Source organism: Scytonema sp. UIC 10036, assembly GCF_009725235.1.
This window is the reverse complement of record NZ_WJFC01000044.1, coordinates 1-13,782: the sequence shown is the minus strand read 5'-3', so window position 1 is coordinate 13,782 and position 13,782 is coordinate 1. Positions and strand designations below refer to the sequence as shown.

Genomic DNA, 13,782 nt, shown 5'->3' with positions numbered 1-13,782 from the left:
TAGTTTTCTGTCATCAGATTAATTTTTCATCATTTTTCCAGTTGCAGTTTTTGTAACAGTTCGGCTAAGCGCTGGAAATCGCTAAGATAGAGATAGCCAATTAAGGTTTCTAAACTAGTTGCCTGTTGATATGTTTCGGGATCGAGCCGCCTGGGACGCCCTGTAGCAGCATTACGACCTTTGCGGACAATTTCTAACTCAGAATTCCTCAGATGAGGATAGAGAGAGCGCAATATCTCAGCCTGTGTTTCTGCCCTGACCTGTGACACCACTAAACGATGATACGCTTCCGATCGTTTTGGTGGTAACAGATAAAACATTCTTATATACAGTTCGTAAACTGCGTCTCCCAAATAGGCTAAGGCAGTAGGAGAAAGTTGTTGCAGTTGCGTCTGTGAAATCTCAGGGAATAATCGCGCTCTGGGTTCCCCCAACATTTGACACCAATCAGCACCCTTTTTGGGAACTGAACTGGGTTCGTCCTGTAGCTCTCCTTCCTGTGATGTCACAAGTACTCTTTTCCTCACAAACTATATTTGGGAAGCTTGCTTCGAGTAGATTTAGCCCAATTTACTCGCTGATTGCCGTGCAGCTTTACTTAAGCATAATAAATGCTGAAAAATCAACTCACTAATTGTAACTGGTTTTTCAATTTTTGGTTGCCATTTTGTGCATGGGGTCTTATTCTGAATCTATTCAAATCTGCATCTTGGGATCGCACACCAATATCAATTTCAAAAATTCAAAAAAGAATGCTATAGATAATCAGGTGAGGTTAAGTCTGTTAAGGCTTTCTCAATCCAAAATCAAAAATGGTATAACATACTTTTATTGGCTGCAATATCAAACACTTAGATCTGATACTAAGCCTTCATCATTGCAATATAGCACATTAAGTGAAAGTCATGTTGCTATCAGCAGAAAATTTTTACATATTTTTTGGATAAGTTGACTAAAAACTGAAAGATATTTACCAAACTCCTGATATTCCGCCAATTTACGAGGGCAGTTCCTTGGTCTGAGTTACAGAGCCACAGCAACTGCCCTTCTCTTCACCTACCTAGGTATAGCGAGAGGTTGTTTGGCGAATTCAGTTCACATTACACCTTGCAACAGGAGCCAACATTCTTCCAGCCTTGGGTATGGCGTAGTGCAAGATGTAAATTCACCGTGTCCGAGAATCAAGATTGTTTCAAGTTCTCTAGAGCCGCATCTACTGATGATTGCAGGGCTAGAAACTTCTCTAGGCGAACAAGCTTGACTGTCTGAGTGACACGGGCATTTGTGACAATTTGCAAGGTACCTTCAGAACCTTGAGCCTGCTTAGCTAGCTGCACCAAAGCACCCAATCCTGAACTGTCAACAAAATCAATTTGAGACAAATCCAGAATAATGTTCTTTGGTCCTTCTTCTATCTTGCTACCAAGCACCTTGCGAAAGGTCGGTTCGGAAAAGGCGTCTAACAAACCTGTGAGGCGGAATAGCTGACAGTTATCTCGAACTTCACGAGTGCCTCTCAGGCTTACGGTTAGATTAAGTGGCTCAGCAATAATTCCCTCCTCATACGTTATGGTGAACGCTCCAGTATAGATGGTTTTAGTATATGTTGTCTACGACCTATTGGCATAAAGAACCACGAGCCTCACGCATTTGTTGTACGAATTGCTCAAACAAATAATCGGCATCGTGAGGACCGGGGCTGGCTTCTGGATGGTACTGTACTGAGAATACAGGCAAAGATTTATGACGAACTCCAGCGACGGTGCGATCGTTGAGGTTAAGATGGCTCACTTCTACAACAGCTTCTGGTAAAGAATCTGGATCGATCGCAAAACTGTGATTTTGGCTGGTAATTTCCACTCGTTTTTGCAACCCTGCTGGCTGATTCAAGCCCCTATGACCAAATTTCAGCTTAAAAGTCTCAGCACCAAGGGCATGACCGATAATTTGGTGTCCCAAACAGATCCCAAACATGGGTTTTTGCGCCCCAAGAAGTGCCTTTGTGGTTTCAATTCCTTCTCTAACGGCGGCTGGATCTCCAGGACCGTTGGAAAGAAATATCCCATCGGGATTGTATTTCAAGATTTCCTCGGGCGGGGTATTGGCTGGAACGACAATCACTCGACAGCCATAACTGGCTAATCGACGCAAAATGTTACGTTTTACACCAAAGTCAAGAGCTACAACGGTGAAAGTGTCTCCAATGTTGACCCCAGAGGTAGCGCTATATTCCCAAACAGGGTTTGTTGGTTCCGACCACTCATATATATCTGATGTGGTGACTTCTCGAACAAGATTCAACCCTTTCATATTAGGCGCTGCTTGTACTTGTTCTAACAGTTCTGCCTCATCAAGAATCTTGGTCGAAATTCCACCGTTCATGGCTCCAACCATCCGAATCTTGCGAGTCAATGCCCGAGTATCAATTCCATAAATACCGGGTATTTCGTGCTGTTTGAGGTAATCGGGTAAAGATTGTGTCGATCGCCAGTTACTTGGACGGTGACAAATATTGCGTGCGATCGCACCCCGCACTTGGGGTCTATCTGATTCCTCATCCTCTGGATTCACTCCAGTGTTTCCCAATTCCGGGTAAGTAAACACGACTATCTGACCGCAGTAACTGGGATCGGTCAGCACTTCTTGATATCCTGTCATGCCAGTGTTAAACACCACTTCGCCAATTGTGGTTTGGGTGGCACAAAATGACCAACCGCGATAAGTCGTTCCATCTGCCAAAACAAGAATGGCGGGTATTGCGTCAGATAGGGGCATAAGGGTTAGGGGTAGGGGGTAGGGGTAGGGGGTAGGGAGTAGAGAATGCTTTCCCCCCATTCCCTACTCCCCATTCCCTATTCCCTTAAGACTGCGATGCACAATTATGCCACAAATCATTGATTTCGTCACGAAAGAGTTTTTTTAATAAAAACTTAAGAAATTAAAACACGAAATCTTTAAACACTAATTAGGAGTGATAGTAGATTTATAGGAGACAAGACGGGTAAAATTTTATTAATTATGCTTCAGCCCATTTTATCCCGTGCAGCGCTAATTATTGTCTCATCAACACTGGCGGTTTTCGCAGTTGGTTGTCAACAAGGTCAACAAGCTGCAACCAAGACAAGTGAGGATGAACAACGCCTGCCTGCTGAAAAAAACGTTGCCCCGCCAACTGCCACAATGGTAGAAAAGCCAACTATCCCGCAACTAAACCCAGTCAGGCAACAAACGTCTGAAATTGAATTGAGTTATTTTGAACAAGGATTGGATAAAGCAGTTGGTGCTCTAAGCATCAGTCAGTCGGCTCAATCCTCAGAAGATTGGAAACTGGTGGCAACGGAGCTGCGAGAAGCGATCGCGTTGATGAAAAAAGTGCCAGTTGATAGCCCTTATTTCAGTAGCGCCCAAGCAAGAGTACTGGATTACCAACGCCAGCTAAAATACGCTGTGCAGAGAGCAACGCGTCCTGTAACTCCACCAGTTCTAATACCCCCACCAAATGCAGTTGTAGCTCTGGCTCCCACCATCCCCGCTGCACCACCACAGAATCTCAATCAAAAACCCCCAGTCTTGATACCAAAAAAACCGTCCCTACCGCCATCAAAGCCAAATGTAGTGCCGGTTAAACAAAAACAAGCGTATTCAATTCCTATAACAGTTCCAAAACCTAACGAACCACCAGTATATAGCGCTCCCATCAAGAGAAGATTGGGTGGTACGCCAATTATTGAAGTGACTTTCAACGGAATTCAAAGTTTTGAGATGATTCTCGATACTGGAGCAAGTGGGACAGTTATTACTCAAAAAATGGCAACTGCTTTAGGCGTCGTTCCAGTGACAAAAGCCAAAGCAAACACCGCCAGTTCCAAAGCAGTGGAATTTCCTGTCGGTTATGTAGATTCAATGGAAGTCGGTGGGGTGAAGACACGCCAAGTTGCAGTCGCGATCGCAGGTGCAGAATTGGACACGGGACTACTAGGACACGACTTTTTTGGCAATTACGATATTACCATCAAGCGCAACATCGTAGAATTTCGTCCGCAATTGCACCCGCACGCGAATTCTTCTCATGAAGAACCTGAGGTAAGAGTTCCTCCTTTACCTCCAGAACCTCAAGCTAGAGAACCCCAACCTATAGAAGTTCCCGCACCAAATTGAGTGACTGGGGATCGGTTCAGTTATGAAGAAGATTCAACTAACCAATCCAACTCTTGCTGCATTTGACTCCGAACAATTTCGTAACACGTATTAACATACTCGCGTTCGCGAGCTGCTTCTTTTCCATAACGTTCAAAAACAATAGGAGGACAAACACGAGTGCGAATAGTGACAGGGATTGGGATATGAGGCAAAGGACCAAGAGCAACACCCCAAGGTAAGCCCAAATAAATAGGAAAAATTTCAGGATCGATCCCTAACAACCAGGGCATACCCCATTTGTGAAGTTGCTGTACAATGTCGTAGCAATTAGCCAGCACTAGAAACGTATCGTGAGCGCCAGTAGAAATGACAGGTACTATGGGGACATTTTCCTGTAACGCTAATTTAATAAACCCCTTACGCCCAGCCAAGTTAATTTTGTGACGCAAATAATAGGGCCGAAAAACGTCTTGAACTCCACCAGGGTATACAAGTACACTAGCTCCCGAATGAAAAGCCGCAACTGCCATTTTTGGATGAGCCACAACAGCACCAACTTTTGCAGCCATAACTGACAGTAGAGGAGACGCCACCCATACCTTAGGATGTAACAAACCGTAGACGGGTTTTTCCACACCAAACCGTTGGAACCAGTCATACATCACCATAAACATATCAGGTGCTGCAAACCCCCCATTGTGAGAACCCACAAATAAGACTTTTTTGTGAGTGGGTATGTGATGCCAACCACTTGTTTCTACTCGAAAATAATACTCGTACAGCCATTTCCATATAGGCATAAAAAGTTGAATAAATTTTGGCTCTCGTCGATCCAAAGACCATCCAAGCTTTGTTGTTGATTTGTTTTCCTTGAGAGCATCAAATATGTCTTTGCTAGCGCTGCGAACTTCTTCAAACATGGAAACGGACTATACCACGATAATATTCCTTTTAAATATTGCACTTTTTCCGATTTTAGACCAGACATCATTTAAATCAAATACTAGTCCCAATACTGCTTGGATAAGAATTTTACTAGTCCTATATCTAAAGTTTGGTTTGATAGTGCATCACATTTCTAATGTCCTCTGGAAGTAATCCTAATTCTTTAGCGATCGCAGCTTCAACCAGGCTCGCTTTTGTGACTGGAAACTCAAACCTCAATTCTTTCAGTGCTTTGGAAGCTGTCTTGACTTCAACCCTAGAAACACCGCTATCTTTGTCTATTTCTGCTTTGATAAAAAGTATCAACGTTTGACGTTTCTTTACCGATTGCGTTTCGACCTTTAAATGACTTTCTCTTTGATTTGGCTGACTTAAAATGCCATCCATCACACATCCTCCTCCTACCCAGAAAGCCAATCCTAACAGCACTAAGGGGAGCCAAAACTCCAATCCCAATTTTAATCCTACTTTCAAACTTTTGTAGCAGTTCATCTAGCTTTTTTCCCAAGAATCAGCACGCGTGTCTGTAAAATTCAGTATAGCAAATGTAGCAAATTTAGGAATTACGCATAGCTCCCCTAAAAAAGGCTACCGTTGGTTTTGATAGTTGAAGCGTGAAACAGTAAAATGAGAGATGTTGTTGATAAAAAAACAAGTATGCATTCAATTCAGCCTTCGACTCATAGACAGAAGGATAACTTTTTTGGATTGGAGGAAGAAATTCCGTTTCGAGGAGTTTAGTATCTCAAAAACTTTCTTGGGCAGAAAACTTTAGCAGTTGAACCACGCCCAGATGGTTGTCAAAAGTTGAGGGGACAATTGAGTACCTGGCGAATTAGTGTTGGGGATTATCGGGTAATCTACAAAATTAATGATGACAACCGTATAATTGAAGTTGTTATGGTTTGTCATCGAAGTCAAGCATACAAGTAAGCTAAATAAAATTAGAACTCACACAACCTTAACGATATTGTGGGGACTTAACACTGTGCAGCGCCCCTCAACACCCCCTTAAATATATCGGCTATGCCAAAGTCCTAAAAATTCCTCCCAAGCGCAGATACTCAAATTCTGTCAAAACCTCTAATGTACATTTGTAGGTTTCTGTAAAATAAACTTGTGGATGCCATATTAGAGCGATCGCACCAACTACAACAAGAGATAACTGATTTTGTGTTTGATGCTGAGGATGAACTCGCACAAGCCTTGGAGATTTATGCTGCTGAAAAGTCGCGTCGTGGTAGCGGTGATAGTTTCCAAAAGGATTTTGTGATTGACTCATTTATTACAGAAGGGAGAGTGGGAAAGTCCTCACCACTGGATCTGTATATACAAAGCCAACCTGAGTTGTCAGAAAGCGATCGCAAACTCATTCAAAGTTGGCATCATACATTTATTGGATTATTTGCTGTCACCAAGATTCTATCCGATGGTTTTGAACTCATGAATTGGCTGACAGCAAAGCATTACACAGTCAAGCCAAATAATGCCCGAATCCAAAAAGAACTGTCTCGTGTCAAAGATGGAGAAATTATACTGACCCGTATTTCTCCTGTGACTGACACTTACTGGACATTTTCTGGTCCACAGACACTTATGGGTAAACTAGGCAAACCGAAACTAGCAGTGGCTATTGGTAAGTTTAAAGACAATTATCGAAACCAACTCTACGGTGATGCACCTGAATTACTCGAAGAAGCTTGGTTATCAGTAGAACAATATCATCAACAATTCGTAGACTTTTTTGGGAGTGATGAAGTCACCTTACCGGGGTATCAACTTAACAAAAAAATTGCTGAATTTCAAGAAGTCATGACGCAAAAACGCTTGGAAGCAGCAGGTATTGACCCTTCAAAATCGCTGGAAGACATTGTACAAGAATCCGGTATCGAACAACAAGAAATCGAAGCAGTTGCTGAAGAATTGGGTGCTGATTCCAAAACAGTCTCTCAAATGTTTAGCAGTAAAAGTAACTCCAGCAAAATGGTAATGCCAAAAGTGGACTTACCAGCTGAACTCAAGAAAGCAGAACAAGTGACTGCTCTGTCACATCCCCGATGGGGACAAATGTTTCTTCCAACTTATGCTAAAGTCAAACAAATTGCAGAAACAGAAGACTGGCAAAGTATAGAAGGTGCCGAAAAAGTCATTCGTTTTTATCTTGAAGATAAAAGTATTAACGCTTTTATTTGGCATCGTTTAGCAGAAAAGTATCCCATACAGTTAGAAAAAGTTCTGCAAACAGTATTACAACGTCCTGAATTTCATCTGCAAAACAACTTAGACACCTTATTGCAAGAATTCAACAAACCCATAGAACCAGATTTACCAGATATTGCTAGCGTACCAATACATTTACACAACCTATTTCAAGAAGCCGTGGTAGAAGTTAGTAAATCCAAGACCAAAGGCAAGGCTCAACAGCAATCAGCTAAAGGTTTTCAACGCTTGTCATAGAATGGGAGTAGGAGTAGGTTGGGTTGAGGAACGAAACCCAACATTTTGTCCGGTTTGTTGGGTTTCGCTTGCGCTTCAACCCAACCTACAATTATTTTTAACTGAACCGTATTGCTTGATAAGCAGTTTAATTATGTAAATCGCTCTGATGAAAATTTAAGAAAAGTGTGAAAAGTAGGAAAAGTTTTATATCAAAAATATTACAAAGATGTGGGTAAATTGCTATTTGAAGGTGATATTTTAAAAACAAAGATGATTTGTTCTGGTGAGAATCATAGAACTAGGTTAGGCTCTACCACTGAAACCGTCGAGTTTTACAATTCCTACAGATATAAAGCGCTTATTTTATGACTACTCAAAAAAATCCAGTAAGTTTCGGCAAGAGTCACAAAGGTTTCATTTCCCCACAAGCCGCTTCTCCCCAAACGGCAGATGATATAGTAACGCCGCGTGGGAGTACTTTACATCTCTCACCAGATATAGAACCTGAATCCAACTTTGATTCTTCCCAAAAACGCAACCTCTTTTTCATCCAATGGTTTTGTAATCTCTCTGTTGGTCGCAAGCAGCTGATAGCTTTGATTGCTGCTGAACTTGTCTCCATTGTAGGACTGAGTGTAGGGGCAAGGTTAATTATAATTTCGGGGTTGCGAACACAAATGCTCGAACGAGCTAAATCAGAGGTGACTGTCACTGAGACTAATATTAATCTCAAGGTCAACCAAACAGGGCTTGGCTTCCGGAGTTATGCAGATAATCCTATCATCCTTAATGCTGCTAAGGTTTATGCAAAAAGCTACACCCTGTCTCCTAATTTAAAACAGTCTGTTAAGCAGATTCTGCAAAACGAAATCAAAGCCCGGAAGATGGAATATGTCACCCTAGTGGGGAGAGATTTTAGGGTGATTGTTAATGAGAACGGGAAACGAGAAGGGAAAATTTTTAATCCTAACAACTTGGTTCGTGAGGTTTTTACTAATGGCAAGCAAATTAAAGCTAACGCAGTTGTAAGTTCTGCAGTATTGGCTAAAGGGTCTCCTGTAGTGTCCGATCCCAATGGAGATACCTTAATGCGTTACACCCTCACACCGATTCGCTCCCCAGGTGCAACCAAAGTACTTGCTGTTTTGGTTTCTGGGGAAATTGTCAATGGGAAGTTGCCAATCATGGCAGGAATCTTGAAAGATTTCAATGGCGGCTACAGTGGTATTTATTTACGCAAACCCACAGGGGAATTTACTTTGGCTACCTCTCTAGATCAAGGCGGCTCGGCGGAGCTAAAGCAGGCTAAACCTCACGTACCTTTGAGCGATAAGTCTCTACTTGCAGCAGCAGCAGCAGCTCCCCCTGGAGAAATCGTGACCGGACGGATGGCTATAGGCACCCAAAGCTATACTATGACTGCTAAGGCAATTCCCAATCTTATCGTTCAAGACCGTAGCGAACCTGTTCCTGTTTTTAGCGGTCAGCCCGTGACTATTTTGGTACGGGGAACTCCAGAAACTACTCTCAACAAATTGCTTCACCTGAGTTTGTGGCAAGAAGGGGTGGTATTGCTTCTAGCGATCGCGATGACTAGTCTTTGGGTGTTCATTCTCAGGAAAACCATTACTAAACCGATCGAGCAGCTAGAACGAGTCAATCAGGAATTTGCCTTTGGCAATCGCGAAGCACGAGCGGAAGTTTTCTCTCTAGATGAGGTAGGTCAGCTGGCTGTTACTTTTAATATAATGGCTGACAGCATTGTGGTTTCTGAAACAGCCTTAGCAGAACAAGCCCGTCTTCAAGAAGCGGAGGCTAATCAAGCACGCTTATTGCATACAATCACCTCTCGCATCCGTGAATCTCTTAAAAAAAATGACATTTTTAATACAACAGTGTCAGAAGTTCGAGCTGCTTTGCAAGCAGATCGAGTGGTAGTTTATCTTTTTAATGAGAATTGGCAAGCAAGCATCTTTGCTGAATCAGTAAGTAGCGATCGCTTTGTAAACCGACAGGCAAACATGAGTTTTGTTCAAGATTATGTTAAAAAGTATCAGAAAGGTCGTCTCAGTATAGTTGAGAATAATTCTGCTGAAGATACGGGGGATTTAGTCGCACCAATTTTCTCAGAAAACAAGCTTTTGGGCTTGTTGGTGGCTTATCAAAGTTTTGGACTGCGTGCTTGGGAGAAGTCAAAAATCAATTTGTTCAAGCAGGTGGCGATTCAAGTTGGCTTTGCCTTAGACCAAGCAACTCTTTTAGAACAAAGAGAGCAAGCTCAACAAGCAGCTGAAATTATTTCTCAAGAACAGCGTCAACAAAAAGAAGCCATACAGCGTCAAGTGGTAGAGCTGCTCAATGATGTTGCAGAGGTATCGAAAGGTAATTTAACGATTCGTGCTGAAGTGACATCTGGGGAAATTGGCACAGTAGCTGAGTTTTTTAATACCATCATTGAAAGCCTGCGGGAAATTGTGACGAATGTAAAAAAAGCTGCTCTTCAGGTCAATCTTTCGGTTGGAGAAAATGAAGGTGCCATTCGTCAACTTGCTGATGAAGCGTTTAAACAAGCGGGAGAAATTCATTACACTCTTAATTCGGTAGAGCAGATGGCGCTTTCCATTCGATCTGTGGCTGAAAGCGCTCGCCAAGCAGCCGTCGTCGCTCGTAGTGCTTCTACCAGCGCAGAGGCTGGCGAGATAGCAATGGACTGCACAGTACAAAGTATATTAAATTTGCAGGAAACGGTTGTAGCTACAGCAAAACAGATGAAGAGTTTGGGTGAGTCTTCCCGACAAATTTCCAAGGTTGTTTCACTCATCAACCAAATTACTCTGCAAACTAACGTGTTAGCAATTAACGCCAGTATTGAGGCAGCTCGTGCAGGTGAGGAAGGTAAGGGCTTTGCAGTGGTGGCAGAAGAAGTCGTTCAACTTGCAGCAGAGTCAGGTGCAGCTACCAGAGAAATTGAACACATTGTTGACAATATTCAACGCGAAATCGCTTCAGTCGTTAAGGCTATGGAATTAGGAACGACTCAGGTGGTTGAAGGAGCTCATCTCGTTAAAGATACTAAGCAGAATCTGGGGCAAATTCTAAATGTGTCTCGCCAAATCGACAACCTAGTGGAATCAATTTCCCTCGCTACAGTTTCTCAGGCTCAGACTTCTCAAGCCGTTACCCAATTGATGAAGGAAATTGCCAATGTTTCCGAACGCACTTGCGATTCCTCTCGCAGAGTTTCTGCTTCTCTACAACAAACTATAGAAGTCGCTCAACAGTTGCAAGCTTCTGTGGGCTTGTTTAATGTTGGGGCGACAGACTGAAGTCTGTCGCAGGCAATATTACGCAGATGGTTTACGCACCTGCAGTTTGGTCGGAATTGACTGCACTGCGTGTATTCAGTGACATCATGACGCGTGAAACACCTGTGGAGATAACGCTAGCACCAACGAGTGTTCCCAAAAGCCAAGGTGCATTAAAGGGCCATTGGAACCAAATCATGGCACCAAGCACTAAGGTCACAATAGCGTTACCTAATACCCAAGTCCAATTCTCTTGAGGACGCAGACGGAATGCCAAAAATAACTCGAATACACCTTCTGTTAGTAAGAAGCTACCCAGCAACAAGGTAAGTGTGAGTATTCCTGTATAGGGGTAAACAAACAGCATGATACCAGTTGCAATGTAAAGCCCGCTTAATAACAGCTTCCAAATGAAGCCTCCACGATCGCGAGTTTGTACCGCGTAGGACAGTTTAGCAGCTCCTGAAGAAATGAGTATCAAAGCAACCCAAGTCTCTGCAAAAATTGTCGAAACAGCAGGCATTGCGATCGCGCTAATGCCCAAAACAATCAACAAAACACCAACCCACAAAGAGCTATTAATCTTTTTGTCAATCTCAGGAGAAACGTTGGTTGTCATATTATTTTTTTCCCTATGCTTAAATAAAAACCCTACATTTAGGCTAGGGAATGTCTCAGGAGTAGTGATATACCCTTAAGGTAGAAACTGATTACAGCCTATTTATAGATTATTCTCGAAATTGTTAAACAGAAAAAGACTAACTACTAGAAGTAGCTGGCTGCTGTTTTTCTTGCTTTTGGATGTTTCTTCTTCCCCAAGGTTTAAGAACTGAAATACCTATAATGACTAGAACACAGACAGTTTGCATTATTCCACCCACAAGCATTCCCGTTTTATCAAAGACATAGAGCGGATTTTGCAGTGCCTGTAATCTTTCTACTTGAGAAATCGCAGTCGCCGCATTTGTCCAAGGACCAAGCCATATCGTACCAACGACAATGAGTGCTACAGTTGCTATCCATTTAACGATGACCCAGTAGTGTTTAAAAAATCCCCAAATTGTTAACCAGCAGAGTAATCCACCCGTAATTAGGGATAAGGTGGCTGCAGGAATTATTACAAAGTCATCCATCAGCTTTAAAACAGAGTTGATAGCGTAAAGTTCATCACCGTTAGAAGTGTTTTGAGTCCCTAGAGCAATAGCTACCATACATAAAGCCGTACCGAACCAAATTCCTCCAAAAGCAACGTGAAAAGTTAACAACCAATTTTTCTGCTTGACACTTAGTTTCTTCATATACTGTTTGTTCCTTTTGATTAGCTGCCTTATAGTTAGGTGACTAACTATAAGAGTAGATCGAACTGCGATCGTTCACAAGCATTTTTTTACGGCTCTAACATTGCTGGTGTTCCAGCCCGTAGCTTGTTGAGAAGTTCAACGAGCGTCTTTTTTTCAGCATCAGTAAGATGAGCCATCAAGTGAGTAGTACGGCAAAAATGATCTGGAAGCATTTGGGAAAGCAGGTTATGCGCTTTGTCTGTCAGTTGCAACCGCAGCATTCTCCTGTCAGAGAAGTCAGGTTCGCGTCTGACCAATCCATCTCGTTCGAGACCATCAAGCAAACCCGTAATTGTTGCTCTAGTGACACCAGCACGTTCCGCACATTCAGAAGGTGTTAACCCTTGGTCACCAGCTAGATATAATTGCATCAGTAGAGTAAACTTTCCTCTTGAAAGACCATACCGGGCAAAATGACTATCCAAGGCTTGGTAAACATCAGCTGTAGTGTTAAGAAAAGCCAAGCAAGTTTCTACTGAAGCAAGATCTAACTCAGGATAAGACTTAGCAAAATCCTGTATGGTCTGCTTATCAACAAAAGAACGCAGTATAACCACAGTTAAAAAGAAAATTTGATGAGCTCTCGTCTCAATTATAAGCTAGCTTGAAAATAGGGTGTAGGGGGTAGGGAGTAGATGGTAGGGGGTAGGGGCGAGAACAACTAACCACTAACCACTAACCACTAACCACTAACCACTAACCATTAACCGTCATAACCCAAACTGATTGTACCGGGCTGGAAGTAAATTTCTCGTGATTGTACTGTTACAAATTCACATGTTTCCATGCATACCCGAAGAGCACCCTCTTGTGTCACGCCTACTACAGTGCCTGCAATATTATTATGGTGTATGCGATCGCCCAAATTGGTCAGTAACTCTAGATAGCGCGTTATTAATATATTCGCTCCTTCTGCCAACAAACACTGTATCCCAGATTCTATTCCAATGAGAACAGTCGCAGCGAGAATTTCAAGAGTTGGAATTGATTGAGAATCATTCAACGTCTGCCAAGTTTTTAAATTGATGCCGTTTTCCGGAACTGGGTTTGCCCAATTTATGCCAACTCCAATGATAGCTTGCTTGATTCTTCCTTGCTGTACTTTGGTTTCCGTTAGAATACCACCTAGCTTGCGCCGATTTAAAACTAAATCGTTGGGCCATTTGATTTGAGTGGGAATACCGCTTTCTTCCAATTTTTTAGCAATTCCCCAAGCCGTTGCCAAAGTCAATTGGTAACCATTTGTTACATTCAACTTGGGTGCAAGCGCAACTGAAAGATACAATCCTCCATCATCAGATATCCACTGGCGACCCCACTGACCCCTACCTGCTGTCTGCCGGGTAGCAATGACCGTGCATCCCGGTTTAGCCCCTTGATTCAGCAAATTCCACAAGATTTGATTGGTTGAAGATACTGTATCAAAAAGGTGTAATGAAAACGTTAGGTTTGCGTCTTTGCGCCCTGCTTGAAGAGCAGTTTCTAGCTTTTGTTTATCTAATGTCATTGGTCATTGGTCAAGTGTCATTGGTCAAGTGTCATTAGCCATTAGCCATTAGCCATTAGCCATTAGCCATTAGCCATTAGCCATTAGCCATTAGTCTACCTTGTCC

Annotated in this window: 12 protein-coding genes; 3 read left to right on the top strand and 9 right to left on the bottom strand. The window is 42.6% G+C overall.

Going from position 1 to position 13,782, the window contains the following annotated elements; translation table 11 throughout:
- Positions 1-29: 29 nt before the first annotated feature.
- From F7734_RS21280 to carA, 3 genes are all read right to left on the bottom strand, one after another.
- On the bottom strand, positions 30-509 hold the full coding sequence (locus tag F7734_RS21280; RefSeq protein ID WP_166482048.1) for a ribonuclease III domain-containing protein: 480 nt from the start codon (positions 507-509) through the stop codon (positions 30-32).
- 672 nt (positions 510-1,181) lie between these two features.
- On the bottom strand, positions 1,182-1,571 hold the full coding sequence (locus F7734_RS21275; protein ID WP_166482055.1) for an STAS domain-containing protein: 390 nt from the start codon (positions 1,569-1,571) through the stop codon (positions 1,182-1,184).
- A gap of 46 nt (positions 1,572-1,617) precedes the next feature.
- Positions 1,618-2,775 (bottom strand): glutamine-hydrolyzing carbamoyl-phosphate synthase small subunit, encoded by a 1,158-nt coding sequence (carA, locus tag F7734_RS21270; protein ID WP_155746532.1) that lies wholly within the window; start codon positions 2,773-2,775, stop codon positions 1,618-1,620.
- Between the two features lie 243 nt (positions 2,776-3,018).
- Between carA and F7734_RS21265 the strand changes: the two genes are divergently transcribed.
- Positions 3,019-4,158: a retroviral-like aspartic protease family protein gene (locus F7734_RS21265; RefSeq protein ID WP_155746531.1), complete on the top strand. Its 1,140-nt coding sequence runs from the start codon at positions 3,019-3,021 to the stop codon at positions 4,156-4,158.
- A gap of 20 nt (positions 4,159-4,178) precedes the next feature.
- Here F7734_RS21265 and F7734_RS21260 read toward each other — a convergent pair whose 3' ends face one another.
- Both F7734_RS21260 and F7734_RS21255 read right to left on the bottom strand, forming a co-directional pair.
- Positions 4,179-5,060: a lysophospholipid acyltransferase family protein gene (locus F7734_RS21260; protein WP_243147001.1), complete on the bottom strand. Its 882-nt coding sequence runs from the start codon at positions 5,058-5,060 to the stop codon at positions 4,179-4,181.
- 127 nt (positions 5,061-5,187) lie between these two features.
- Positions 5,188-5,577, bottom strand: a complete 390-nt coding sequence (locus F7734_RS21255) for a hypothetical protein (protein ID WP_155746530.1) — start codon at positions 5,575-5,577, stop codon at positions 5,188-5,190.
- 627 nt (positions 5,578-6,204) lie between these two features.
- On the opposite strand from F7734_RS21255, the gene F7734_RS21245 reads away from it, so the two are divergent.
- Positions 6,205-7,542: a hypothetical protein gene (locus tag F7734_RS21245; RefSeq protein WP_166482047.1), complete on the top strand. Its 1,338-nt coding sequence runs from the start codon at positions 6,205-6,207 to the stop codon at positions 7,540-7,542.
- A 347-nt stretch (positions 7,543-7,889) separates the two neighbouring features.
- A complete protein-coding gene (locus tag F7734_RS21240; RefSeq protein ID WP_155746528.1) occupies positions 7,890-10,850 on the top strand; it encodes a methyl-accepting chemotaxis protein in 2,961 nt (986 codons plus the stop codon).
- A 31-nt stretch (positions 10,851-10,881) separates the two neighbouring features.
- On the opposite strand, the gene F7734_RS21235 is transcribed toward F7734_RS21240, so the two are convergent.
- The 4 genes from F7734_RS21235 to F7734_RS21220 all read right to left on the bottom strand — a co-directional run bounded on the left by F7734_RS21235 (position 10,882) and on the right by F7734_RS21220 (position 13,676).
- On the bottom strand, positions 10,882-11,448 hold the full coding sequence (locus F7734_RS21235) for a DUF308 domain-containing protein (protein WP_155746527.1): 567 nt from the start codon (positions 11,446-11,448) through the stop codon (positions 10,882-10,884).
- 139 nt (positions 11,449-11,587) lie between these two features.
- Positions 11,588-12,127, bottom strand: a complete 540-nt coding sequence (locus F7734_RS21230; RefSeq protein ID WP_155746526.1) for a hypothetical protein — start codon at positions 12,125-12,127, stop codon at positions 11,588-11,590.
- 89 nt (positions 12,128-12,216) lie between these two features.
- Positions 12,217-12,726, bottom strand: coding sequence for a MarR family transcriptional regulator (locus tag F7734_RS21225; RefSeq protein ID WP_166482046.1), 510 nt, complete (start codon positions 12,724-12,726; stop codon positions 12,217-12,219).
- A gap of 146 nt (positions 12,727-12,872) precedes the next feature.
- Positions 12,873-13,676: a biotin--[acetyl-CoA-carboxylase] ligase gene (locus F7734_RS21220; RefSeq protein WP_155746525.1), complete on the bottom strand. Its 804-nt coding sequence runs from the start codon at positions 13,674-13,676 to the stop codon at positions 12,873-12,875.
- Between the last annotated feature and the right edge of the window lie 106 nt (positions 13,677-13,782).

Coding starts and splice junctions, on each gene's coding strand:
- carA (WP_155746532.1), bottom strand. CDS start 2,775: ATGCCCCTATCTGACGCAATACCCGCCATTCTTGTTTTGGCAGATGGA.
- F7734_RS21265 (WP_155746531.1), top strand. CDS start 3,019: ATGCTTCAGCCCATTTTATCCCGTGCAGCGCTAATTATTGTCTCATCA.
- F7734_RS21260 (WP_243147001.1), bottom strand. CDS start 5,060: ATGTTTGAAGAAGTTCGCAGCGCTAGCAAAGACATATTTGATGCTCTC.
- F7734_RS21255 (WP_155746530.1), bottom strand. CDS start 5,577: ATGAACTGCTACAAAAGTTTGAAAGTAGGATTAAAATTGGGATTGGAG.
- F7734_RS21240 (WP_155746528.1), top strand. CDS start 7,890: ATGACTACTCAAAAAAATCCAGTAAGTTTCGGCAAGAGTCACAAAGGT.
- F7734_RS21235 (WP_155746527.1), bottom strand. CDS start 11,448: ATGACAACCAACGTTTCTCCTGAGATTGACAAAAAGATTAATAGCTCT.
- F7734_RS21230 (WP_155746526.1), bottom strand. CDS start 12,127: ATGAAGAAACTAAGTGTCAAGCAGAAAAATTGGTTGTTAACTTTTCAC.
- F7734_RS21220 (WP_155746525.1), bottom strand. CDS start 13,676: ATGACATTAGATAAACAAAAGCTAGAAACTGCTCTTCAAGCAGGGCGC.